This window comes from Galbibacter pacificus (assembly GCF_029603165.1).
Taxonomy (GTDB): Bacteria; Bacteroidota; Bacteroidia; order Flavobacteriales; family Flavobacteriaceae; genus Galbibacter; species Galbibacter pacificus.
Window position 1 is genome coordinate 216973 of record NZ_JAQSVC010000003.1, and the last position, 24260, is coordinate 241232.

At 39.5% G+C, this 24260-nt stretch carries 24 protein-coding genes; 6 read left to right on the forward strand and 18 right to left on the reverse strand.

All coding sequences use genetic code 11. The features are described from left to right. Positions 1-4: 4 nt before the first annotated feature. The 4 genes from gldD to mutY form a co-directional block, all read right to left on the reverse strand. Positions 5-556: a gliding motility lipoprotein GldD gene (gene gldD / locus PSF86_RS09360; RefSeq protein WP_277899813.1), complete on the reverse strand. Its 552-nt coding sequence runs from the start codon at positions 554-556 to the stop codon at positions 5-7. Beyond that, positions 553-1872, reverse strand: coding sequence for a gliding motility-associated protein GldE (locus PSF86_RS09365; RefSeq protein ID WP_277899814.1), 1320 nt, complete (start codon positions 1870-1872; stop codon positions 553-555). The genes gldD and PSF86_RS09365 overlap by 4 nt, the downstream gene beginning before the upstream one ends. A 25-nt stretch (positions 1873-1897) precedes the next feature. Beyond that, positions 1898-2374: a single-stranded DNA-binding protein gene (locus PSF86_RS09370; protein ID WP_277899815.1), complete on the reverse strand. Its 477-nt coding sequence runs from the start codon at positions 2372-2374 to the stop codon at positions 1898-1900. Between the two features lie 113 nt (positions 2375-2487). Continuing rightward, positions 2488-3525 (reverse strand): A/G-specific adenine glycosylase, encoded by a 1038-nt coding sequence (mutY, locus tag PSF86_RS09375; RefSeq protein WP_277900211.1) that lies wholly within the window; start codon positions 3523-3525, stop codon positions 2488-2490. 103 nt (positions 3526-3628) lie between these two features. Between mutY and PSF86_RS09380 the strand changes: the two genes are divergently transcribed. Beyond that, the gene (locus PSF86_RS09380) at positions 3629-3949 is read left to right on the forward strand and encodes an HU family DNA-binding protein (RefSeq protein WP_493559035.1); all 321 of its coding nucleotides are present in this window, start codon (positions 3629-3631) and stop codon (positions 3947-3949) included. 349 nt (positions 3950-4298) lie between these two features. Then, positions 4299-5846, forward strand: coding sequence for a ribonuclease E/G (locus tag PSF86_RS09385; RefSeq protein ID WP_277899816.1), 1548 nt, complete (start codon positions 4299-4301; stop codon positions 5844-5846). A 55-nt stretch (positions 5847-5901) separates the two neighbouring features. Here PSF86_RS09385 and PSF86_RS09390 read toward each other — a convergent pair whose 3' ends face one another. The 5 genes from PSF86_RS09390 to PSF86_RS09410 form a co-directional block, all read right to left on the reverse strand. Further along, entirely contained in the window at positions 5902-6972 is a 1071-nt protein-coding gene (locus PSF86_RS09390; RefSeq protein WP_277899817.1) for a dipeptidase, read from the reverse strand. Positions 6973-7140: 168 nt separating this feature from the next. Next, positions 7141-8253 carry a D-TA family PLP-dependent enzyme gene (locus tag PSF86_RS09395; protein ID WP_277899818.1) on the reverse strand — a complete coding sequence of 371 codons (1113 nt, stop codon included), beginning with the start codon at positions 8251-8253 and terminating at the stop codon, positions 7141-7143. An 83-nt stretch (positions 8254-8336) separates the two neighbouring features. Next, positions 8337-8804, reverse strand: coding sequence for a RidA family protein (locus PSF86_RS09400; protein ID WP_277899819.1), 468 nt, complete (start codon positions 8802-8804; stop codon positions 8337-8339). A 22-nt stretch (positions 8805-8826) separates the two neighbouring features. After that, on the reverse strand, positions 8827-10173 hold the full coding sequence (locus tag PSF86_RS09405) for an alpha-L-fucosidase (RefSeq protein ID WP_277899820.1): 1347 nt from the start codon (positions 10171-10173) through the stop codon (positions 8827-8829). A gap of 18 nt (positions 10174-10191) precedes the next feature. Further along, positions 10192-11514, reverse strand: coding sequence for a gluconate:H+ symporter (locus tag PSF86_RS09410; protein WP_277899821.1), 1323 nt, complete (start codon positions 11512-11514; stop codon positions 10192-10194). Positions 11515-11662: 148 nt separating this feature from the next. Between PSF86_RS09410 and PSF86_RS09415 the strand changes: the two genes are divergently transcribed. From PSF86_RS09415 to creD, 3 genes are read left to right on the forward strand one after another with little or no spacing between them, the layout of a single operon-like run. Then, entirely contained in the window at positions 11663-12271 is a 609-nt protein-coding gene (locus tag PSF86_RS09415; protein ID WP_277899822.1) for a hypothetical protein, read from the forward strand. 2 nt (positions 12272-12273) lie between these two features. Next, positions 12274-12561 (forward strand): winged helix-turn-helix domain-containing protein, encoded by a 288-nt coding sequence (locus PSF86_RS09420; RefSeq protein ID WP_277899823.1) that lies wholly within the window; start codon positions 12274-12276, stop codon positions 12559-12561. A gap of 52 nt (positions 12562-12613) precedes the next feature. After that, on the forward strand, positions 12614-13960 hold the full coding sequence (gene creD / locus PSF86_RS09425; RefSeq protein ID WP_277899824.1) for a cell envelope integrity protein CreD: 1347 nt from the start codon (positions 12614-12616) through the stop codon (positions 13958-13960). 133 nt (positions 13961-14093) lie between these two features. Here the strand turns inward: creD and PSF86_RS09430 are convergent, their stop codons facing one another. Continuing rightward, positions 14094-15194, reverse strand: a complete 1101-nt coding sequence (locus tag PSF86_RS09430; RefSeq protein WP_277899825.1) for an acyltransferase family protein — start codon at positions 15192-15194, stop codon at positions 14094-14096. 466 nt (positions 15195-15660) lie between these two features. On the opposite strand from PSF86_RS09430, the gene PSF86_RS09435 reads away from it, so the two are divergent. Further along, positions 15661-16134, forward strand: coding sequence for a regulatory protein RecX (locus PSF86_RS09435; protein ID WP_277899826.1), 474 nt, complete (start codon positions 15661-15663; stop codon positions 16132-16134). A 60-nt stretch (positions 16135-16194) separates the two neighbouring features. On the opposite strand, the gene PSF86_RS09440 is transcribed toward PSF86_RS09435, so the two are convergent. The 8 genes from PSF86_RS09440 to PSF86_RS09475 all read right to left on the reverse strand — a co-directional run bounded on the left by PSF86_RS09440 (position 16195) and on the right by PSF86_RS09475 (position 24192). After that, complete coding sequence (locus tag PSF86_RS09440; protein WP_277899827.1) at positions 16195-16545, reverse strand: YciI family protein; 351 nt, start codon at positions 16543-16545, stop codon at positions 16195-16197. A gap of 20 nt (positions 16546-16565) precedes the next feature. Further along, on the reverse strand, positions 16566-17432 hold the full coding sequence (locus tag PSF86_RS09445) for a cupin-like domain-containing protein (RefSeq protein ID WP_277899828.1): 867 nt from the start codon (positions 17430-17432) through the stop codon (positions 16566-16568). A 131-nt stretch (positions 17433-17563) separates the two neighbouring features. Continuing rightward, the gene (bioB, locus tag PSF86_RS09450) at positions 17564-18664 is read right to left on the reverse strand and encodes a biotin synthase BioB (RefSeq protein ID WP_277899829.1); all 1101 of its coding nucleotides are present in this window, start codon (positions 18662-18664) and stop codon (positions 17564-17566) included. Positions 18665-18939: 275 nt separating this feature from the next. Beyond that, on the reverse strand, positions 18940-20097 hold the full coding sequence (locus PSF86_RS09455; RefSeq protein ID WP_277899830.1) for a beta-ketoacyl synthase N-terminal-like domain-containing protein: 1158 nt from the start codon (positions 20095-20097) through the stop codon (positions 18940-18942). Positions 20098-20293: 196 nt separating this feature from the next. Beyond that, positions 20294-20881, reverse strand: coding sequence for an SET domain-containing protein (locus PSF86_RS09460; protein ID WP_277899831.1), 588 nt, complete (start codon positions 20879-20881; stop codon positions 20294-20296). 39 nt (positions 20882-20920) lie between these two features. Continuing rightward, the gene (gene bioA / locus PSF86_RS09465) at positions 20921-22189 is read right to left on the reverse strand and encodes an adenosylmethionine--8-amino-7-oxononanoate transaminase (protein ID WP_277899832.1); all 1269 of its coding nucleotides are present in this window, start codon (positions 22187-22189) and stop codon (positions 20921-20923) included. A 141-nt stretch (positions 22190-22330) separates the two neighbouring features. Beyond that, entirely contained in the window at positions 22331-22981 is a 651-nt protein-coding gene (gene bioD, locus PSF86_RS09470) for a dethiobiotin synthase (protein ID WP_277899833.1), read from the reverse strand. Between the two features lie 38 nt (positions 22982-23019). Continuing rightward, positions 23020-24192 carry an aminotransferase class I/II-fold pyridoxal phosphate-dependent enzyme gene (locus PSF86_RS09475; protein ID WP_277899834.1) on the reverse strand — a complete coding sequence of 391 codons (1173 nt, stop codon included), beginning with the start codon at positions 24190-24192 and terminating at the stop codon, positions 23020-23022. Positions 24193-24260: the final 68 nt, after the last annotated feature.

Below are 24260 nucleotides of genomic sequence, written 5' to 3' on the forward strand. Positions count from 1 at the left end.
ATCTTTATTTCCACCGAATGGTCTCCATGATCTTCCGTATGTCTTCTTCTAAGTATTTGGCAGCGGGAAGTACAGAGTCGTAATTGGGCTTAACATTAAAATATAATGAACCCGTTAAAAAATGAGAAGTGCTGTCGGTTACATAAAACTGCGAAGCAGATGCGGCGTTCCCAGCCACCAAATAAAACATTCCATATACTTTATTATCTGGGTTTACAAAAGGCTGTTCTTGAATATTATCGGCCTTTGCAACGTGCTCGTATGTTAATTTTTGGGCATCCCTTAATAGTTTATCAATATTGTTGTTAATTGGTTTATAGGTAATAAAAATGTGGGCATTCATCTGGGAATAATCCAGGTTCATGGAGCAATCAGGCTTTATGGAAGCTTCTGCGGCAGTGTTTTTATAAAAAACATATGGGCATTGGGTAGACAAGGCAGTGTATTCCGGGGACTTATACTCCAGTCGCAAAAGTCCTTTTGGCTTTGGAACGGGGTCATTTCCACAGGAAAAAAATAAAAAAACGCTTATAAATGCAAGGACTATTCTGCTCAATTAACTGTAACTTTAATTTGTTTGATACGTTTTTTGTCTAACGCTTCTATTACAAACGTAACATTATTAAAAGTTATTTTCTCGCCTTTTTTTGGAAAACTTCCGGCTATCTCCAAAACAAAGCCTGCAATGGTTTCGGATTCTCCTTTATTTTCTTCAAAAGGCATCTCGTTTTCCAGTTCTATAACCCGGTAAAAATCCTTAAGTGCTGTTTTTCCTTCAAACACAAAGTTGTTGTTGTCCAATTTTGAATATACCAAGTCTTCATCATCAAATTCATCGCTTATATCGCCAACAATTTCTTCAATTATATCTTCAAGGGTAACCAATCCGGATGTTCCGCCATATTCGTCTACTACAATGGCCAAATGGTTTTTTTTCTCCTGAAATTCTTTTAAGAGGTCGTCCAGCTTTTTATTCTCCGGAACAAAATACGGATCCCTTTTTAAGGTGGGCCAATCAAAATTTTTCCTGTCCAGGTAGGGCAATAAGTCTTTTACATATAATACGCCCGTTACATTGTCCATATTTTCTTTAAAGACCGGGATTCTGGAATATCCGTTCTTAACAATTTCGCTCACCACTTCCTGAAACTTCATTTCTTCGTTCAGGGCAAAAACATCAATACGGGGCTGCATTACCTGCCGTGTATCGGTATTTCCAAAAGAAACAATTCCCTGTAATATCTTTTGTTCCTCAACGGTCGTATCTTCTTCCGAGGTAAGCTCCAAAGCATGCGATAACTGGTCTACGGATATATTACTTCGCTGTTTTCCCAGCCTTTCCTGTAAGAATAAGGTTGTGGAACGCATTGGCATGCTTAGTGGATAAAATACCGTATCCAGGACATTTAAGGGATATGCCATAAAATGTGCAAATTTCATCCTGTTCCTGCTTGCATATATTTTTGGAAGTATTTCTCCAAAAAGTAAAATTAAAAAAGTTACCACAACTACTTCAAGGATAAACCTGATCGGGATAATTCCTAAAACATAACCATCTATGGAGCCAAAGAAAAAATTTCCGAGCGAAGTAAAAAGCAGTACAATGGCAATGTTTATAAAATTATTGGCTACCAATATGGTTGCCAATAACTTTTTAGGGCGGTCCAGCAATTTTACAATAATGCTCCCTATGGATGTGCGTGATTCGTTTATTTCGTTGACATCTGTTTGCGAAAGTGAGAAAAAAGCCACCTCTGCCCCCGAAATAAGTGCAGAACATACTAACAATGTAAATAAAACTATCAATTTAATAATTGAAGCTGTATCTATAAATAATAAGATTAAAATAAAACTCGAGGGCTCCGGGTCCAAAGTATGGTATTTTAGTTAAACTTGGTTAAAATGGTAAATCGTCGTCCTCATCTTCGTAAGAAGCGGGCGATTGCTGTTGTTGCGATTGAGGGGAAGATTGCTGGTTGCTCACAGGCCCTTGGTTTTGGCCCGAAGACGGTTGCGACGTGCCTCCTTGGGAGTCTGCCTTATTGGTTAAAAACGTAAAGTCGGTTACCTGTACCTCGGTGGTATAGCGCATGTTCCCGTCATCGCCCTGCCATTGCCGTGTTTTTAAACGTCCTTCCACATATACCTTATCTCCTTTGCTTAAATATTTTTCGCAGACTTCGGCCGCTTTGTTCCTTACAACTATATTGTGCCATTCGGTATTGGTAACACGTTCTCCCGTTTGTCTGTTTGTATACGATTCATTGGTAGCCAGCGGAAAACGCCCAATGCAGTTACCCCCTTCAAAATAATTCATCTTCACGTCGTCCCCAAGGTGACCTATTAGCATTACTTTATTTAACGTTCCACTCATTTATCAATTTTTTATCTGTTCTATTTTATTTTCAGCACTTTTAAGGTTGTGGTTTTATTTTAAACCTTGCCAACCGTTCAATGCAATTATAAATGTATTAAAAATAACTAAATCTAAAAACCAAAATCTTCAACAAAATTGGCAATCAATACAGGCACGGGGTAATCTTTAACTTTTTCTATTACAGTGCCCGATTTTAATTTGCCGTGCAAAGTTACAATCCAAAATCGAGTATATATATGCTGATGCGATAATTTATGAACTTTGAGCTCCTCGTTGAACAGCCGTATGTTATAAGCATTTCCATGTATCAGTTTTAAAAAGGTATCATGCCCGGCTATATGTTCTATTTCTACTTCTTTTGAAGTTTCTATTAAAGGAAATTCATACAGGTTTTGCCAGATGTCTTTGTTTTTTCTTTGTTGAAGGATTGTTTTTTCATTATCTGTAATAATCAAATAATTGAAATATCTTTTTTTAACTTTTGTCTTTTTCAGTTTTACGGGCAATTCCCCCATTTTTCCTTCGGCAAAAGCCACGCAACTATTTTGAAGGTTACAAAGCTTACAGTTTGGCGACTGCGGTTTGCATTGGCGGGCGCCAAACTCCATAATTGCCTGGTTATAGTCGCCGGGTTGATCTTTTAATATAAGTTCTTTGGCCAGTGCCTTGAAATATTTTATCCCTTCTGTAGAATTTATAGGAATAGCTATGCCAAAATACCGGGCCAAAACCCTGTAAACATTTCCGTCTACAACGGGCGTGGGTCTGTTAAAGCATATGGAAGCAATGGCACTGGCCGTATAATCGCCAACGCCTTTTAGTTTTTTTAGTGCATCATAACCATTAGGGAAAGTTCCCTTATAATTATACGCAATTTCTTGGGCAGTCGTGTGTAGATTTCGTGCACGGGAATAATAGCCCAACCCCTGCCATAATTTTAACACTTCTTCTTCTTGGGCTTTGGCCAGGTCGAAAACCGTTGGATATGCGGCTGTAAATTTCTGGTAATATGGCAATCCCTGTTCTACCCGGGTTTGCTGTAACATAATCTCGGACAGCCAAATACGGTACGGATCCTTCGTTTTTCTCCAGGGCAAATCCCTTTTATTTTCTTTGTACCAATGCACGATGACCCCTTGAAAATCCATATGTTTTGCCGTTAAATTCAAAAATAATAGCTTTATTTGGTTAAATTTTAATTATTTACACTTTATTTATTGGGTAAATAATTTATATATTTGCATCCCCTAAATTTATAACACTGTAAACAAATATATAAAAATGACTAAAGCAGACATTGTAGCCAAGATTTCAGAGAAACTTGGCATGGAAAAAGGAGATGTTCAGGCAACTGTAGAATCCTTTATGGAAGAGGTGAAAAACTCATTGGAAAGCGGTGATAATGTTTATCTAAGAGGTTTTGGTAGCTTCATTATTAAAACCAGAGCAGAAAAAACGGGAAGGAACATTTCTAAAAACACAACCATTAAAATTCCTGCTCACAATATCCCAGCTTTTAAGCCCGCAAAAGTATTTGTAGAGGGTGTTAAGACAAGCGTAGAAGTAAAATAAATTATTAATATAAAACATTACAGTCAATGCCAAGTGGTAAAAAAAGAAAAAGACATAAGGTAGCTACGCACAAGCGTAAGAAGAGAAGAAGAGCTAACCGTCACAAGAAAAAGTAGTTAGATTAACTACTTTTTCTTTATAAAGTATTGTATACTTTACATACAGAACGTTCATTGAAAAAGAAATTTTGTTGTAGCTTAAGGCTATAACAGGAATTTCGCTGGGTTTATTCAAAAAAACCTGTAATAAAAATTTATTTCGCCTTAACCGGCGGGACAAATTTATTGTTTAATCCATCAGTTCCGTTACGCTTAACTTTAAGCGCGGTACAGATAAAAATTCATTCAGAGTGAATAAAGAATTAATTGTAAGATCTGGTTCCTCTGACGTTGATTTTGCCATATTAAAGGATGGAAAACTTATTGAATTACACAAAGAAGAAGAGAGCAGCAACTTTTCGGTTGGTGACATCATGCTTGCCAAGGTGAGGAAGCCGGTAACAGGCCTAAACGCCGCATTTGTAAATGTCGGGTATGAAAAAGATGCATTTTTGCATTACCATGACCTGGGGCCGCAACTCAGTTCTTTGTTAAAATTCATTAAACGTGTAAGCACAGGTAAATTAAAAGATTTTTCTTTAAAAGACTTCCCATTTGAAAAAGACATAGATAAGAATGGTACCATTAATAACGTATTAAAGGCCAATCAATCTATTCTAGTACAAATTGTAAAAGAACCAATTTCAACCAAAGGGCCAAGAATAAGCTCCGAGCTTTCCATAGCCGGGCGTTATTTGGTCTTGGTTCCTTTTTCTGACCGCGTTTCAGTTTCACAAAAAATAGAAAGCAAAGATGAAAAGGACCGTTTAAAGCGGTTGGTACAAAGCATCCGTCCAAAAGGGTATGGTGTAATTGTACGTACAGTGGCAGAAGGCAAAAAAGTCGCCGAACTAGACAAAGATTTAAACAACCTGTTAAAAAAATGGACAGGTTTGTGCAAAAAAATTTACAAAGCGAACTATCCTTCAAAAGTCCTCAGTGAAATGAACCGTGCGGCATCTATTTTAAGAGATGTTTTCAACGATGATTTTACCGGGATTTATGTAGATGATGAAACGCTTTATTATCAGATTAAAGATTACTTGCATGAAATTGCACCAGAGAAAGAATCTATTGTAAAATTGTATGAGTCTAATATTCCTATTTTTGAAAAATATGGAATTGAAAGGCAAATCAAAACTTCTTTTGGACGAACCGTTTCCTCCAGCAAAGGGGCCTATTTGGTTATAGAACATACCGAAGCTTTACATGTTATCGATGTAAACAGCGGCAACCGTTCCAACAAAGCCAAGTCTCAAGAAGACACAGCCTTAGAGGTTAACCTGATTGCCGCTAGTGAAGTAGCTCGGCAATTAAGGCTAAGAGATATGGGAGGGATCATTGTTATAGATTTTATCGATATGTCCAATGCAGACAACCGAAGAAAACTATACGAACATTTAAGAGAAGAAATGCGTGACGATCGAGCCAAACATAAAATCCTACCTCCAAGCAAGTTTGGCCTCATACAAATTACAAGACAACGCGTAAGACCGGAAGTAAACATTAAAACCCGTGAGGTAGACCCTAACGGAAACGGTGGCGAAATAGAAGCCCCCATAGTTTTGATAAATAAGATTACAACCGAGCTCGAACGCATTATTCAAAGCAAGAGCAGTAAAAACGGAATTGTATTAAATACACACCCGTTTATTGCAGCATATTTAACAAAAGGATTTCCATCCGTTCGTTCTAAATGGTTTTTAGAACACAAAAAATGGGTCAAGATTTTACCAAGAGATGCTTACACATATTTAGAGTACCGTTTTAAAGATAAAGACGGAAAAATCTTAAAATAAATTATTAAAAAACCACGCCATCCCGATGACCATTGGGAAGCGTGGTTTTTTTGTTTTAACTCCAAACATCCCTAATAAATCTTAAAAAATTTCCATGCATAATACCTTCAATATCTTTTTTTGAATAGCCCCTATTGTATAGCATTTGGTGGATTTTTTGCAAATCGGCTATGGTATCTATATCGTGTGGGGTCTGCTCCTTACCGAAACCGCCATCTAAATCGGAACCAATCCCTACATGGTTGGTATTTCCTGCCAATTGGCATATATGGTCTATATTGTCGATAATCTGCCGCAAACATGCATCGGCACTTTGTGGTGTTGTTTTGCCACGAACCCAATTAGGCACCATCATCCAAGTATCCATAACAACCCCTATAACTGCTTTTCTGTTTATGAGTTCTTTTAATTGCTCGTCGCTAAATTGCCTGTTATGGTTTATCAATTCCCTACAATTGTTGTGGCTTGCCCAAACCGCACCGTTAAAAACATCCATTGCTTCCCAAAAACTTTGATCGCATAAATGCGTAGCATCCAAAATAATGTTTAGTCTTTCCATTTCTCTTAACAAAGCTTTTCCTTTTTCTCCAATACCCCCTATAGAATCAGTGCCAAAAGCATAAGTCCCCGATCCATAATGCGCTGGACCCACTGCGCGCAAGCCATATTCATAAGCTTTATGAAGATGATCGAGCGTAACAATTGAATCGGCGCCTTCTAAACTTAAAATAAAACCTATCGCTTTTTTACGGTTATCATCATTAGAATTCCAATATTTAAGATGATTTTCTAGTTCGTTTGAGTTGGAAATTTGCTGCATTTCTCCCTGTCTCATCATTTCTTGATACCATGCCAATTGTGCCTGCGTATGTGCCCAAGCTTGTTCGGGCGAATTCCATCCTGGCAACGGATTATCCTTTTTTACATAGCGGGCAATTTGCGTTGCAACACAAAGTCCTATATTTCCTTTTCGCATGGCATCTAAAGAAACTGTATTTTGTGAACGGCCGGGCAGATCGGTCATGCCTTTTTCAAATTCACGGATTTCGTCTACCGTCCAACGGAGATCCCGGTTCCAATCAATTGCATTCATGGAAAGATCCAAATGCGCATCGAGTATAAACATGTTTTATTCTTTTAAATGTTGGATTTTATATTTTAAGCGAGAGCATTATTATCTGGATACCTGCCATAATAATTTCGAATTATAACGATGTCAGGCTGAGCTTGTCGAAGCCCACTTCCAATAACCCTTCGATAAGCTCAGGGTAACAGCTTTCGTATTTACAAATTTTTACACCGAAATTACTTGGTCTCTCGCAACCACTTTCCACTCATTTACCACTTTTCCTTTTTCAACCACCTGTAAATATTGATATTTGGCTACCGTTGGACAAATATGTTTGGGAATTGCATACAAAAGGTCGCCTATTTTATAATTTTCAGGATGTTTGGTATTGAAAACCAAATGTTCCTCACTTTGACTTAGCTGTTCCAAATCAGGTGCATTTAATAATTCTACGCGTGGAAAAGGCATTTCAGAGGCCAAGGATTTATGCCCCAGATCGGATGTTACTATTCCTTTTGATGGCTTGCTGATAATGCGTGTGATCAAAACTGTGGCGGGCAACATTTTCATCTCCGGAAATAAATCGCCATAACCGGCATCCCAAAGCAATACAGTTCCCGGGCTTAAATCTACATCATTGCGCATGGCATGAACAGGAAACGATGGCGAACCTCCGGCTATAATTTCTTTAACCTCAACTCCCATTTTCTTTAAACTTTCTTTTAAAGCAACCACTGTTTCAAAGGCTGTATTGCAATCCTTCTTCCGTTGATCGTAATTAGAGTCCCTTAAATGCCCATCGTAGACATGAAAGCCCTTAGCCTCCACATTTTCATTAACATCAAGGAATTGAAATAATTTTCGAGCTTCTTCACCCGGCTCAATCCCGGTCCGGTTCATCCCAACATTGATATCCATCCAGAGTGAAACCTTCATTTGTTTTTTAATCGCAGCTTCGGTTATATTTTTTGCATTTTCCATATCATCCAACAAAGTTGAAAATTGTGTTTCTGGATATGTACGCATCAACTTAAAAAAGCGTTGTATATGAATTCCTACGGGCTGCATGGCCAATAAAACGTCTTTCGCCTTGCATTGCGCCAAAAGCTCGGCCTCGGCAATGGTAGCACATTTAAATTTTTGAATCCCATATGCCTGTTGCATTTGTATAATTTCGGCAGTTTTGTGGGTTTTTATATGTGGCCGTAACCGGCAAACATCGCTTGCTATTTCGATCATCCGTTTTATGTTATGTTGAATCCTATCGGGATACACCAAAAGCGCCGGTGTTGCTATTTCATCAGCATTTTCTATCTCAAACCAATTTTTTTCCTTCATTGCTTCAGTCTTTAACTCTTCACTATACAAATGTAATAAGTAAGATTTCTCTTCTCGCGGAAGTGATTATTTTAAATTATCAATTATTCTTTGTGTAGTTCAAACATTGCTTCTATTTCTGCCGGAATATTATCGGGGAGCATCATTCCTACGGCACTTCTAACGCCTATTCCATGCGTTTCGCCAAAAATTTCGGCCATAAGTTCACTAAAACCATTAATTACCAAAGGATGCTTTTTAAAATCGGGGGTGCAATTTACCATTCCCAAGACTTTAACCACCCTTTTAACGCGGTCTATATCGCCAAAGTGAGTTTGAATGGTCGAAAGCATGGTCAATGCTACTTGCCGCGCACCTTTGTAACCTACTTCCAAATCGATATCATCTCCAACACGTCCACTCATTAAACTTCCATCGGGCAAAACCGGCCCCTGGCCAGATATGTATAAAAAGTTATCGACCACTAAAACCGGGCGGTAAACGCCTGCCGGTTTTGGAGCCGGTGGTAAAATCAATCCTAATTCTTTTATTTTTTCTGAAGGTTTTATCATGTTCCTATTTTTAAATTTTATTCTAATTACTTTCAATAACAGTCCCGTCTTCCCTGTATAAATTTACTTCGCCATCGAGCAATAACGCTAAAACAGTCATATTTTTGTCTAAAACATGTTCGGGAAGTTGAATGTATTTTATACCCGGATACGCACTCCAATAAACCTTACCAACCACTTTATGTGATAGTTTTGTGCCTTCTCCAACCACCCAAATGCGATTGATATTATTCTTTAAGCCTCTTACCACTACTTCTCCTTCGGGGTTTCCTTTCACAAATAGATATAGTATTTTCTTATCTTTTGATAAAGTTGACGTTCCATAAAAATGTTCTTTAGGGATTCCCGCAACCGTTTCATAAATAGCCTCTTTATGTTTACTTGTCCATCTTCCCAAACCTTTTAAAATTTCAATTTGTTCAATCGGAATGCTTCCATCGGCTTTGGGCCCTATATCCAATAACAGATTTCCACCATTACCAATAACATCAGTAAAAATGCCAATAATTTGGTCTAAACTTTTGTAATCGTTGTCATTTTTTTGATAACCCCACGAGTTATTCATGGTCATACACAATTCCCAATAATCGTCTGTTGGTTTCACAATGGGCATTCCTTGTTCGGGTGTGGCATAATCACCATAACCTTTCAATCTGGAATTTATAATTGTATTAGGGTTTCTGTCCAATAGCATTTGTCTGACTTTCGGTGCTTCCCATTCTTCTGAGCTATGTTCCCAATCACCATCAAACCAATATAAATCAGGATTATAGGCATCTGATAATTCTTTTAATTGTCCTTCGTAATATTGTAAAAATTGTTGCCAACGTCTTGGTTCGTCAGCTATATTGTACCGAATACTATCGCGAGTAAAGTTCGTGTAATCGAGATACGACCAATCGGGTAACGAATAATAGATCCCTACTTTTAATCCATCATCTCGAATTGCACCTACATAAGGTGTTAAAACATCTTTTCTTGCCGCTGAATTTTTAACAGCATTCAAATTTCCATATTTACTATTCCAAAGTGCAAATCCATCATGATGCTTAGAAGTTATTACTGCGTATTTTGCTCCCGACTCTTTAATTAAGTCTGCCCAAGCTTTTGGATCATAATTTTTTGCCGTAAAACCTTTGGTTTGCTTCATATAATCTTCATGCGAAATATACCTGTTGTAAAACGACCACGATTCGTCAATTCCATTCACTGCATACAAACCCCAATGAATAAATATCCCTAGCTTGGCATCGCCAAACCACTCCATTTTATCAGTTCCAGACACTGAATTTGTAGTTTGAGAAAAAACTATTATTCCCTGAAACAAACAGCACATAAGTATGATTTTTTTAACCAATGATATTACCATCAACTTTATATTTTTCACTTAAACAAAAAGGTTCATCACCAAAACTCCGATAAGTCCCATTACACCAACTGTGGTTTCCATGACTGTCCACGTAGAAAGCGTTTCTTTAACCGATAAGTTGAAATATTCCTTAAACAACCAAAAGCCACTGTCGTTGACATGCGAAAGCATTAAACTTCCCGAGCCTATTGCCAGCACCATTAATTCGGTGTTTACACCTTGGCTTTGTGCCAAAGAAGATACAATTCCGGCTGTTGTTAGCCCAGCAACTGTTGCCGAACCCACACAAACCCGGATTACCGTTGCAATAAGCCATGCCAATAATAGTGGCGACAAACTGGAGCCTTTTATCAAATCGGCTATATAATCGCTTACACCGCTATCAACCAAAATTTGTTTCAGCGCACCAGCTCCTGCTATTATTAACAAAACCATGGTAATACTCGAAATAGAAGTTGATAAAGAATCCATTACTTCGGGCATTTTCTTTCCCCGGGAAAGTCCAAGTGTATAAATTGCCACCAAAACAGCTATTAACATAGCAATTACGGGGTTCCCGATAAAATTAACAATGGTAACCGCAACCGATTCTTTTGGTAAAAAATGACTCCCAAGTGTTGTAATTCCTATAAGAATAACCGGCAATAAAGCTGTAAAAATACTTATTCCCATTCCGGGCATTTGATCTTCTTCCAATTCTTGAGCGTTGTAAAATTCTTTTAAAGGTGTTGCGTTAACCCGTTGCATCCATTTTGTCCTGGATAACAAAGGCCCGGCTATTACAATTGCAGGGACAGCGATAACAATTCCATATAATAATGTTTTGCCAATATCGGCATTAAATTGGTCGGCAATAGCGGTTGGTGCCGGATGTGGAGGTAAATATCCATGCGTAACAGACAACGATGCAATCATTGGTAAGCCTACATAAAGTAATGGCATCCTAGTGGAAATGGCAACTGTAAAAACCAGCGGAATCAAAATAACAAATCCAACCGAGTAAAACATAGGTATCCCCACAATAAACCCGGTAAGCACTACCGCCCATTGAATGTTTTTCCTCCCAAATTTTTCAACCAGTTTTCCTGTTATCTGTTGTGCGGCCCCGCTGTCGGCCACCAATTTACCCAGCATGGCGCCCAAACCTAAAATCAGCACGAGAAAGCCCAAGGTATTTCCAATTCCCTTTTGAATGGAATCTATAACGGTAAGTAATTCCATTCCGCCCGTGATCCCAACAAACAGGGAAACTATAATAAAAGAAATAAAGGCATTGAGTTTAAATTTGGCAATAAGTATAAAAAGTAAAAGAATTCCAAGAAGTACAATTAATAATGGCATGGATTGGCGGTAGTTTAAATTGATTAATAATTCTTAATAAAAATAGAACAATTCTTATAAAGAAGCTAAAAAAGAGTAATCAACATAAATTTTTCGTTTTGATATTAGAATTTTTTTATTTTACTTTGTTTTTCAAAGTACTTTAAAAATGAGCAAAAAAGATTATCTTAAAGACATTAATCATATTAAAGATATGATGGACCGTTCTTCCCGTTTTATCTCATTAAGCGGTATCTCTGGGGTTTTTGCCGGCTGCTATGCCATTGTTGGTGCCTTATTTGCATACTTTTACCTTTTTCCAAAGCCCGGGGAACAACTATACATACATAGTTGGAATTTTAGCTGGCTCATTATCGTTGCTGTTGCCGTAATGTTGCTAAGCATTGTTACCGCCATTTGGCTCACTTCCAGAAAAGCTAAAAAACATAATGCCAAAATATGGGACATTACCACTTACAGGCTTGTTATTAATTTTCTTATCCCCCTCGTTACCGGTGGCATTTACATTTTAATAAAACTCAATAGCCAACATTATGGCCTAACGGCTTCTCTTATGCTTATTTTTTATGGACTGGCTTTGGTAAATGCTTCAAAATATACTGTGGGCAACATTAAATATTTAGGATATGTCGAAATTATAACCGGACTCATATGCGCCATGTTCCCCGGTTATGGTTTTTGGTTTTGGTTAATAGGTTTTGGCCTTTTTCATATTATTTACGGAAGCATTATGTTTGCTGAGGAAAAAAAAGGGTAATATTGGGAATTATAGACAACATAAATAAACTTTTTGACCATCGGGTACGGTTGGGGATCATGTCGGTGTTGGCCGTAAACGACGATGCCGACTTTAACCGCCTAAAAGAACTCTTGGGTGTTACCGACGGCAATTTGGCTAGCCACTTAAAAGCACTCGAAAAAGCAAGATACATATCGGTAAACAAAACATTTGTAAACCGAAAGCCAAATACCAGCTACAATGCAACTCAACTAGGAAAAGCTGAGTTTAAAAAGCACATTGAAGCACTGGAAAAATTAATCAATTAATATTTTTTTAATCAATTACTTTGAAAAACAAAGTACTTTAATATACATAAGAATGGAACAGACAAGAAGTAAACTATCAACATGGATCCGCGAATCCATTACAGCAAGAATGCTCATTGTAGGGTTTTTATTGCTCGTTTTATTAATCCCCCTGGCTTTTGTAAAAGAGCTCATCAAGGAACGAAAACACAGACAGGAAGACGTGGTGAACGAAATTAACGACAAATGGGGAGACGAAGTAGTCCTTTCGGGGCCCATTCTCAAAGTCCCTTATAAGGAAATAAAAGAAGTGAAGTCTTTTAACAGCGAAACAAATTCTTATGAAATAAAAAATGAAGAACATATAGATTACGCATATTTCTTTCCGATGGATTTAAACATCAATGCACAAGTTGATACAAAACCGCTCAACCGAAGCATCTACAAATCGGTTGTATATACTTCTGATGTAGATGTGAAAGGGGTTTTTCCTAAAATCGAGTTTGAAAAGGATCGTATTTTGCCCGAAAACATACTTTGGAACAAAGCCACCATACTTATACAAACGTCTAACTTAAAAGGAATACGGAACACCGTAAAAACAACCCTTAACAACCAAACACTTTCCATGGCTCCCGTATACAATAATGCCGTTTTAAATACCATTGAAAGCGTTCCCATAACAAATTTTGCAACTATGCATGCCCAAGAAACATCTTTCCGGTTTAATTTAAAGGTAAACGGAAGCAAAACCATGAAGTTTGTACCCATAGGCAAAACTACCCAAGCCTCTATGGCCTCCAACTGGGCTTCGCCCAGCTTCGACGGGATGTTCCTGCCCGAAGACGGCTCTAGGGAAATCTCCAGCGACGGTTTTAAGGCTTCTTGGAAAATTTTACAGATAAACAGGCAGTTCGAACAATCCTTTTACGATAAAATACCCGACCTCACACCGTTTGCCTTTGGCGCCAAGCTCATCGTTCCGGTAAACGAGTATGCCAAAAGCGAACGCGCCTCAAAATATGGCATCTTGGTCATTGCTTTAACCTTATTGGTGTTTTTATTGATCCAACTGGTTAGCAAAATCTATATCCATCCGTTTCAATATGTCATGATAGGCCTTGCATTGGTAATGTTTTATACCTTATTAATCTCCATCTCCGAGCACAGCTCGTTTTTAAAGGCATACTTGTTGGCATCGGCAGCTGTGTTGGGGCTCGTTACCCTTTACTCCAGGACAATCCTTAAAAATTTTAAGTTTGCCATACTGGTCGGGGCTTCATTGATGTGTTTATACGGGTTTATCTATGTTATTATCCAACTGGAGGATTATGCACTGTTGGTGGGTAGCATTGGCCTGTTTATCATCCTGGCCACTATTATGTTCTTCTCCAAAAAAATAGATTGGGAAAACAAATAGCACTAAAACAGCAGGCAAAAAACTGCTTACCATAAACAATGTATGCCTGCACATATATTTTTAAAGCACCCGTGCAAAGAAATGCCTCAAATATATTGGCTTATTCTTTGCACGGGGTGCTTTTCTTTTCTAACTATACCTTTATATATATCTTCTTTTTATCCATAAAGTACGCTATGCCCCATAAAACCATTGCAAACACGAGGGCAAACATAAGCGAGCCAAAGTAATCGCCCATCCACGACATAAAAACATGGTGTGCTATCCATCCGTAGGCCGATGTATCTCCCATTGGGACACTGAACAAAATAGTAGCGAATATCCCAGAGAGTATATAGATAAACAACGGGTTTTTACCCAAAACCTCGAAGAAATATGTCCAGCTTTTCTTGTTTAACAGCTCGATAACATATACCAAAACGGCTATAACCATTAAATCTATGCCCACGGTCAAGAGCACATACGAGCTTGTCCATATTTTTTTGTTGATGGGGAACAACAAATCCCACCCAAGGGCAGCAAAGGTCAATACGGCGCCAGCCATCATCAGCTTGGCGATAGTTTCGTAGTTCTTCCCGTTTTTTTGAAGGAACGCCCCCGCAAAATAGCCAACAATTACATTAACAATAGATGGCAGGGTGCTTAAAAGGCCTTCGGGATCAAAAGGAAAGCCTTCTCCCTTATACATATGGTCGGCACCGATAAGCCATAGATCTGTTTTAATGGCGGCATTGCCTTCCATGGTATAATCGCCAAAGGCATACATCAATATATGGTAGCCCACCAGGGCAACAATACTAAATATAAGTGCGCCCTTGGCCTTCCAGTAATAAATTATAAGCGATGCAAAACAATAACACAGCGCAATACGCTGCAATACACCAAATATACGGGTTTCGGCCAGTGGTTTTAAATGCCCGTCCTTGACAAACGGAAACCAGTACAGCAAAAAGCCTATTAAAAAGATGAGGAACGTTCTTTTAAAGACTTTCTTTAAAAAAGCCGCACTGCCTAGCGCCTCAAACTTGCGCATGCTAAAGCTCATGGCGTTACCAACCACAAAAAGGAAGGTAGGAAATACCAAATCTGTAAGCGTAAAGCCATGCCAGTGCGCATGGTGCAGGGGTTTGTAAATAGTGGCCCAAGAACCGGGCGTATTAACGATAATCATTAAAAAAAGGGTAAGGCCCCTTAGTACATCGAGGGATAAATAGCGTTCTTTAAGTGCTTTCAAAATAGGTTGGGTTTTTAAATAGCCTTAAATATAATTAATTTGTTAAAACTATATATACCCAAAACAAGTCAACGTTATACTTTTTAGCGTCTATTCTAGTAGGGCATCGCATATATGCATTTATCTGTTCATCGTTTGCCATGCTCCCTCCCATAGTTGTACCTATATATTTTATAAGTTCTGCTATCCCTATGCTAGGGCATCACCCGAAAAGATTAAAACCGGTCTACTTACAAGTAGCATACACTAGGTGCTGTACAAAGTCTCCCCTCGTATACCATCTTTTCGAAGCGAATTACCCCTTTGAGAAGGATAGGTTTCTGCCTCCTTTTATGCCATAGGAATTGTAACATTGCACAAAAACAATAGGCAGGCAAACAACTGTCCAATTATAAAAAGCAGTTATTTTTGTATAAACATATAATACTACTCTAATTTAAGAATTATTTTTCTACATATTCAGGTGATGCAAAACAAAAAAACATATACGGTTGAAGAAGCCAAACGAAGACTGGAAGCTTATTGCGCCTACCAAGAACGTTGCCATGACGATGTGGTAAAAAAACTGCGGTCCATGCACATGATACCCGTTGCCGTAGACACCGTTGTAGCACACCTTATCGAGCATGGCTTCCTGAACGAAGAACGCTTTGCACGCAGCTATGCCAGGGGGAAATTCAACATAAAAAAATGGGGGAAAAACCGTATTGTACGCGAACTTAAGCATAGAAATATCTCCCGCTTTAACATACACCTTGCCTTAAAGGAAATACCCGACGCCGATTACCATAAAACCTTTAACGAGCTTGCCGAAAAGAAGGCCGGGCAACTTACCGGGACAAACCTGTTTAAGAAAAAGCAGCAACTGGCAAATTACCTGCTATACCGTGGATGGGAAAGCGATCTTGTCTACGAAAAAATAAACGATCTCTTGGGCTAAAGCCCGTCCCATAGAGCACCTTAATGAAACAACTTTTTTGTAAAAATAGGGAAAAAGAATTTATTTGTTGCCTACCACCACGTTCCACTGCCGTACCTGCCACGATTTTATAAGTCCGTTTACAACATAAGGGTCTTCTTGGGCAAAAGCCTTGGCCATGGCATCTGTTTCCCCAACAAATACCAGCAAGGCACCACCGGCAGGGTTCTCAAGAGCGCCCCCAAGGAGTAAATGTCCGTTCCCTACATATTTTGTGCTAGCCTTAAATGTTCGTTGCGGTACTGGGAACGTTCTTCTAGGTAATTGGAAACCGTTTGGTAAAATAGTGCATAATAATTCATGCCAAAAAGATATTAAAGCAGTGTTCATGCCCAAGATACTAAAAACATGGGGCATAAAGTACCGTATCATAAGTAAAAAACAGGTATGTGCTATGTTTTTATCCCGAGCTCTTGGTGCGTTTTGGCTATGGCGCGCTCGTTTTTATGGTCTATCCATGCCTGCCCCTTCCATTTGCGCATTAAATTGTCGTAACTGCGCATTACAACAAGATTATAGGCAGCCTTGATAAAATGAGCGGGCTTTTTGGGCAGCGATCGCAGGCTCATGGAAAACCCAGGGGTAACATATTTCATATAGTGCCAATAACCCTCTGGCATATACAGCATTTGGCCGTGCTCCAGGTTGGCAATATAGCCCTGTGCCTGTTTCAATGCCGGCCATTTGTGGTAGTCGGGGTTATCAAAGTCTATATCTTCGCGCGATATCAACGAATGTGGCACCTTGTACATGTATTTGGACTGGTCTGGCGGAAAAATAATGCACTGCTTCTTCCCGTGGAAGTGAAAATGGAGGATATTGGAGTAATCTATGTCAAAATGCATGAATACCTTGCTATTCTCCCCACCAAAAAACAGCATGGGCAACTGCTTTACAAGCTTTATGCCAAGATCGGGCCAATTAAAGTCGTTTTGCAAAGAAGGCACTTCCTTCATTAAATTATAGAGAAAAATCCTATAGCTGGTAGGCTTGGATTCCAGTAGTTTTATGTACTCGCCCATCTTCATTTTTGCATGCGGCTCGTTAAAACCGTCTTCATGCGTAACCGGCCTGTCGTCGTACAGCGGTACTGTTTTGTCTCCCGCCACATGATTTATATAACTTAAATGCCATTTCTTGTATGCCGGCCAATCTTCTGTCAACCTTTCAATTACAACAGGTTTTTGGGGCTTTACATAATTGGCAACAAAGTCCTCTTTACTAATTGTTTGTAGGCGAGGTATTTCCTTTAAGTTCATAAAAAATAACTTGAAATAAACTTTATAAAAGTACAAATTGTTTGCAATTATAGCGTATAGAATAGCTTTAATTACAAACAATTGGCATTATGCGGAGTTAAAAAATGCATGTACAGCAGCTATAAAACCCGCTATATGGCCTTGGTTTTTTGGGCTTCTTCCTTGGCCAGTTCGTTTTTCTGGATTTTATGGCCGGGGCGTGTCCATTTAGGGTTTTCTCCAAGCTCTTGAAGTTTAGATTCCGTGGCTTCGACCGTTTCTGGCTGTGCTTTTTTAACAAATGGTTTCTGCGGGTTAAGCCCCAGCATTTTAAACATCTGCATATCTTCGCTCACGTCGGGGTTTGGCGTGGTAAGCAGCTTGTCCCCGGCAAAAATAGAGTTGGCCCCAGCAAAGAAACACATGGCCTGCCCTTCGCGGCTCATCTCTGTGCGTCCTGCCGAGAGGCGCACCTGTGTTTGTGGCATAACAATACGGGTGGTGGCTACCATGCGTATCATTTCCCATATTTCCACGGGCTTCTCGTTGGCCATTGGGGTACCTTCTACGGCTACCAGCGCATTAATGGGCACCGATTCTGGCTGCGGGCTCAAGGTAGACAAAGCAACCAGCATGCCTGCGCGGTCCTCAACGCTTTCGCCCATACCAATAATGCCCCCGCTACAAACCGTAACATTGGTTTTGCGCACGTTGTCTATGGTTTGCAGGCGGTCTTCAAAACCACGCGTAGAAATTACCTCTTTATAGTATTCTTCAGATGTGTCCAGGTTATGATTATACGCATACAGCCCAGCTTCTGCCAAGCGCTGCGCCTGATTTTCGGTAAGCATGCCCAGCGTACAGCACACCTCCATCTCCAGTTTGTTTATGGTGCGTACCATTTCCAGCACTTGGTCAAACTCGGGCCCATCTTTTACATTTCTCCATGCCGCTCCCATGCAAACGCGCGAACTCCCCGCGGCTTTTGCGCGCAGTGCCTGTGCCTTTACGTGCGGTACCGTCATTAAGTCGTTCCCCTCTATATCGGTATGGTACCTGGCGGCCTGTGGGCAGTAACCGCAGTCTTCCGGGCAGCCCCCGGTTTTAATAGAGAGCAAGGTAGACACCTGTACGGTATTCGGGTCGTGGTATTCCCTGTGTACCGTTGCCGCTTGGTAGAGCAGCTCCATTAACGGCCTGTTATATATTTCCAATATTTCTTCCTTGGTCCAGTTGTGTCTTATCGCACTCATAGAAACTAATTTTTCGGGGCTTCCTCCCGACAGAAAATGTCGGGAGGCGGGTTTTCGTTACTCGCTTCCCCAACGAAAATGTCGGGGAAAGCTCAAACATGCACTCAATCCCTAAGCCAATTCGGTTTACAGGTTCAAAAATAGTAATTCATTTCGGGTTACGTTAAGATCAGCTCATAATTTATTATCAAATCAATAAATTCCTCAAAGAGATTCAAGCCTTTACCCTACACCCTGAACCTCCTCACAAAACATATATTTGCCCAATCTATACTTTATACCGAAAGCAGCACGCTTACCGCATTTCCCCCAAACCCTACCGCATTTACAAGCACTTTTTTTATGTGCCCGGGCATTTTTTTGTGTTCAATATAAGGTACCTTTATAAACGCTTGGTGCTGCATCATCAATACGGCCAGTTCCAGGCTCAGCATTCCCGACGCTCCAAACGTATGTCCTATTTTCCATTTGTTGGTAGTAAGAGCGGGCATGTCTTCCCCAAAAATCTTTTCAATCGCCTTTACTTCGGTACTATCTCCCTTAATGGTACCCGGCGCGTGCATGACAACAACATCTACCAGAGAGGGATCGGTGTTCCTTAGTGCCATTTTCATGGATTTCTGGAAACATTCGGCCTCCTCGGAGATAGAAATGTTATGCTTTAATACCTCCGTAGCGTAACCAACCCCTTCTACATAGGCCAATGCCTCCCCGCTTGGGTTTGCTTCCATGCAAACAACGGCGGCGCCTTCGCCCAGTGCCATGGAGTTGCGTTTTTTGTTCAAGTCCAATGCCTTACAGGGGTAATCATCCTGCGGATTTTCGGCATAGATTTTCAATGCCTTCATTTGGGCTATGGTAAATGGCGTTAACGAAGCCTCGCTCCCGCCAACCAGAAACTTGTTGCTCATCCCGCTTTTAATCCACGCCACACCATTTACCAGTGCGTGCAGCGCGGTGGAACAGGTAATGGAATGCGACAGCTCAGGTCCCTGAGATTGCAAATCGTGCGCCAGCCAAGAAGAAATATTGCCCAAGGTAGTGGTAGGCGAAGCAAGTGTGCTCGATTTTTTATCGGTTAAATATTCTTGGTAATACTTTTCAAACAGCGAAGTTGCCCCACGGGAAGACCCAATATTGATACCAAAGTTGTCCCCCTTTTTCCAATCTGCCTGTTCAACGGCTTTACGGGCCGTCTGCATTGCATATAATACAGAGTTGTCAAGGCTTTTGTATTTAACATCAGACGCCCTAATGGCTTCTATTTCGGTTTTACTCCCGCCCGATAGTGCCGCCACCAATGCCTTGTGCGTGCCAAAATCTTTTTCGGTTAAAAAATGGTGGTTGTTTAAATAGTTTTCCCAGGTTTCCCGTGCAGTACTGCCAAGCGCGGATATTGAAGATAGTGCCGTAATGGCAATTTTAGTTTTCATCTATAATTCAATCTACATTTTGCATTTGCAAAGCTACTAACCTGAGCTCAATTATTATAACAAAGTCAGAATTAATAAAAGTATTTGATTATAAGGTAGGCTTTTGTTTAGGGTCGGTCTATGCAAATAAGTGCATCACCGCCAAGTATACAGACAAACTTGGTGGCAATAGCTAAAAATAAGGTTGCTTATACTGTTATTTTTCGGCGTAATAACAGGTAAGTATGGAATCCAGAACGGCTTCTCCCTTTTCTATTTTACGCACTTTTTTCAGCATGCTTTCATTTAGAAACTTAAACAAAGGCTGGTTAACCGCATTGATATGCCGGAAAGCTTCCTTTAAAACCTCGTCCCAAACGGCGTGGTATTTTAACAGATCGTCCGGATAAACAATTTTTCGTTTGGTGCCCTCGTCTTTTGCCTTAAATGGCCTGGCTATGTTTAAATATCCGTAATCGTCTGTAAGTTCTTCGCCGGGGTAAATGTCCCGCACGGCAATCTCAAAGTCGTATGGAGTGGTTAAACAATTGCTTTTAAAGCTATGATTTACAAATTTTGCCATGTCCCAACATAATACATACTCGCCTTTGTTATTCCTAAAGGTAAAGTAGTCTATAATATGTTGGTAATCGTTGCTCATGTTGGCAACTTGGGCAGGGGTAAGCACAACATCCAGTTGGTCCTGAACCCAGGTAATTGTTCCTTTAGGAATCAATTGTGTAGCCACAACGCCATGACCTATTTCATCAGAAATAAATCGCAGCTCGGTATGCGGATGAATCATTGAATGATAAGCAAATAAGTTTTGATCTCTATAGCTAATTTATAGTATTTTTTCAATCAAATATTCAATTTTATCATAAATTTTTTGCAATTGTTCATCGGTTATCACATAAGGTGCTGCAATATATATCGTATTCCCTAAAGGCCTCATAAACAATTTATTATCCAAAAAGAAATTCAATAGTTTATCACGAAGGTTTCCGTACCGTTCCATTTCCAGGTTTAAATCCATTGCATAAATAATTCCACATTGCCTTGTCTGGGCAATTCTAGGGTGGCTTTTAATATGCTTGTCAAACTTTTGATGCGATTTGATAACCCGTTGGATATGCTGCTGCATTTCCTCCGATTGCAATAACTCTATTCCTGCTATGGCGGCGGCGCAAGCGACAGGATTGGCGCTGTATGTGTGGCCATGAAACAGCCCTTTACCAATATCGTCGCTATAAAATGCCTGATATACTGCCTCTGTGCAACTGGTAATGGCCATGGGCACCATTCCAGCGGTTAAGGCCTTGCTCAAGCACATAATATCCGGATATGTATTTAAGTGCAACGAAGCAAAGTGTTTCCCGGTTTTGCCAAAACCTGTCATTACCTCATCGGCAATGGTCAATACGTTTTGCTTTTTGCATTCTTTTATCAATAATTCGAGCCCCGATGCATCGTGCATCTTCATGGCGGCGGCTCCTTGTACCAAAGGCTCGTATATAAAAGCAGCTACGTTATTTTCTGCAATAATAGTTTGTAACCTATACAACACTTCGTGATTGTTCTTCCCATTTGGTACGGGAATGCGTTTTACCGAAAGAAAAAATTCTTCAAACGGACCATTGTAAACCGAAAGCCCGGAAACCGACATGGCACCAAAAGTATCACCGTGAAAACCTTCTTCAAAAGCAATTAGCACATTGCGCTTATCTCCTTGATTAAAATGATACTGAAGCGACATTTTAATAGCTACATCAACCGAAGTAGAACCGTTATCAGAAAAAAATAGTTTGTTTTGATTATCGGGAAGAATACCGATAAGTTTTTCAGATAAGTGTACCGCTGGCTCGTGTGTGAGCCCTGCAAATACAACCTGGTCGAGCGTTTCTACTTGTTTTTTTACCCGTTCCACAATATAAGCATTGCAATGCCCATATGCCGAGGTATACCAAGAAGCAATCCCGTCTATATATTCTTGTTTGTCCTCGGTATACAAGACAGCGCCCTTTGCATGGGTAATTGCAATACTATCGGGGTGTAATTTATGCTGTGTTAATGGGTGCCAAAGGTGTTTTTTGTCTCTTTCTGAAAGTGCCATTTACTATTATTTAAACAAAATACACAACAAAGATGCGTATTCTATTCAGCAAAAAAAACTATGAACTCATTTAACTTTTTATGGAAGCAAAAAATCAGTCATTTTGGTACAATAGAATCCCTTTTTGAGGGCGATGACTATTTAGGAAACTTTATTCGATAGAATAGCTTCGGAAAATTCTGTCAAGTTTTTTGCAAATTTTTTGGCGTATTTACGAATGGTTTCTTGTGTAAATTCTTTTTCTTCATCGATTCTACCGATAACCGGAACATTCGTCATTTTTTGTATAATTTGTTCGGTCGTTGGGTGTTCTTTTCCGCTAAAAATTATGGCCACATCAAAACCTTGCTGTTTTAATAGGTTTACGGTTAAAAGTGTATGGTTGATGCTTCCCAAATAGTGCCTGGAAACTACAATTATTTTGTAATTTGGCGCTATAATGTCCATAATGGTATTTTGTTCGTTCAAGGGGACCAATAAACCTCCGGCGCCTTCAATCACCAATGTATTTGCAGTCTCGGGCAGCTTTATTTTATCAATGTCAATATGAATGTTATCTATTACAGCTGCCGCATGCGGACTTATAGGCACTTTTAGCGCATAACTATTAGGGTGAAATTTAGTTTGCGTATTGGAGATTAATGCTTTTACTTTATGCGTATCTGAATTGTCCAGATCTCCCGACTGGATTGGTTTCCAATAATCTGCTTCCAAAGCTTCGGCAATAATTGCAGATGTAATCGTTTTTCCTACCTCAGTAGAAATTCCCGTTACAAAATATCTAGGCTTCATAGTTGGTACTGTTAGTAGTGTTAATCTAATTTACAAAATCACCTGCAATTTGCGGTCATTAACAGGTCTAAAACTACAGAAATTTCGTCAAAAGTATTAAAACTATGCATGCAAAAGCGCAAACGCTCTGCTCCTTTTTTTACTGTTGGCGATAAAATGGGCTTAACATCAAATCCCTTTTGTTGCAGTCCGACCGCTGTTTTTTTTACATTTTCATTGCCGGGAACTACACAACACTGTATTGCCGAATGACTTGAAATGTATTGTAATCCCGGGGAATGAGTTTTAGCAATTTCATGCTTGAAATATGCTATATTGTCCAGTAATTTTTGTTTATTTTTTTTGAATGATGAATCTGTATGCTGCTTTTTTAATTCCTGATAAACGACAAAAATCGTTGCTAGGGAATGTGGAGATAACCCGGTGGTATAAATAAAGCTCCGTGCAAAATTAACCAAATAATTCTTAAGCTCAATGCTCCCTAAAATGGTCGCTCCATGGCAACCAAGGGCTTTTCCAAAAGTTATAATTCTGGCAAAGACCTTGTTTTGAAGCTGTAATTCCTGCAATAAGCCTTCACCCGAATCTCCAAATACCCCAACGGCATGAGCTTCGTCTACAATTAAATGTGCGTTGTATTTTTTTGTCAAAACAGTCAGACTTATCAAATCGGGTGAATCACCATCCATTGAAAAAACCGACTCGGTTACCACATAGACATCGCCTTCTATTATTTGGGCATGCTTTTTTAATTTTGACTCTAAATCGTTTAAATCGTTATGCTTAAACTTAAAAGATTTGGCATTGCCCATTTGTAAACCATCGCGAATGCTGGCATGGATGTATTCATCAACTAAAACTACATCCCCACGTTGCGGAACGGAGGCAAAAAAGCCAATGTTGGCATCGTAGCCAGAATTAAACACCAGTGAAGCTTCAGCATCGTGAAAATCGCACAGCAATGCTTCAACTTCGGTATAAAGTTGATGGTTTCCGGTAAGCAGGCGCGAACCCGTGGCGCCATTTTGCATAATTTTCCTTTCTTCGAGTAAGGAAGATGTCTGTTTAAAAATTTCTGCCGAGCGCGAAAACCCCAGATAATCATTAGAAGAAAAGTCTACTTTCAAGCAGTCTTCAGGTAATTTCCGAAGTGCATTTTCGTCTTGTCTTTGCCGTATTTTTTTCAATAGTTTCTTCGGAAATTGTTGCATGTCCCTACAAATTACAAGTGTAAAATTACACATCCAAAAATTAAAATTGGTATCTTGAGCTCCATAAT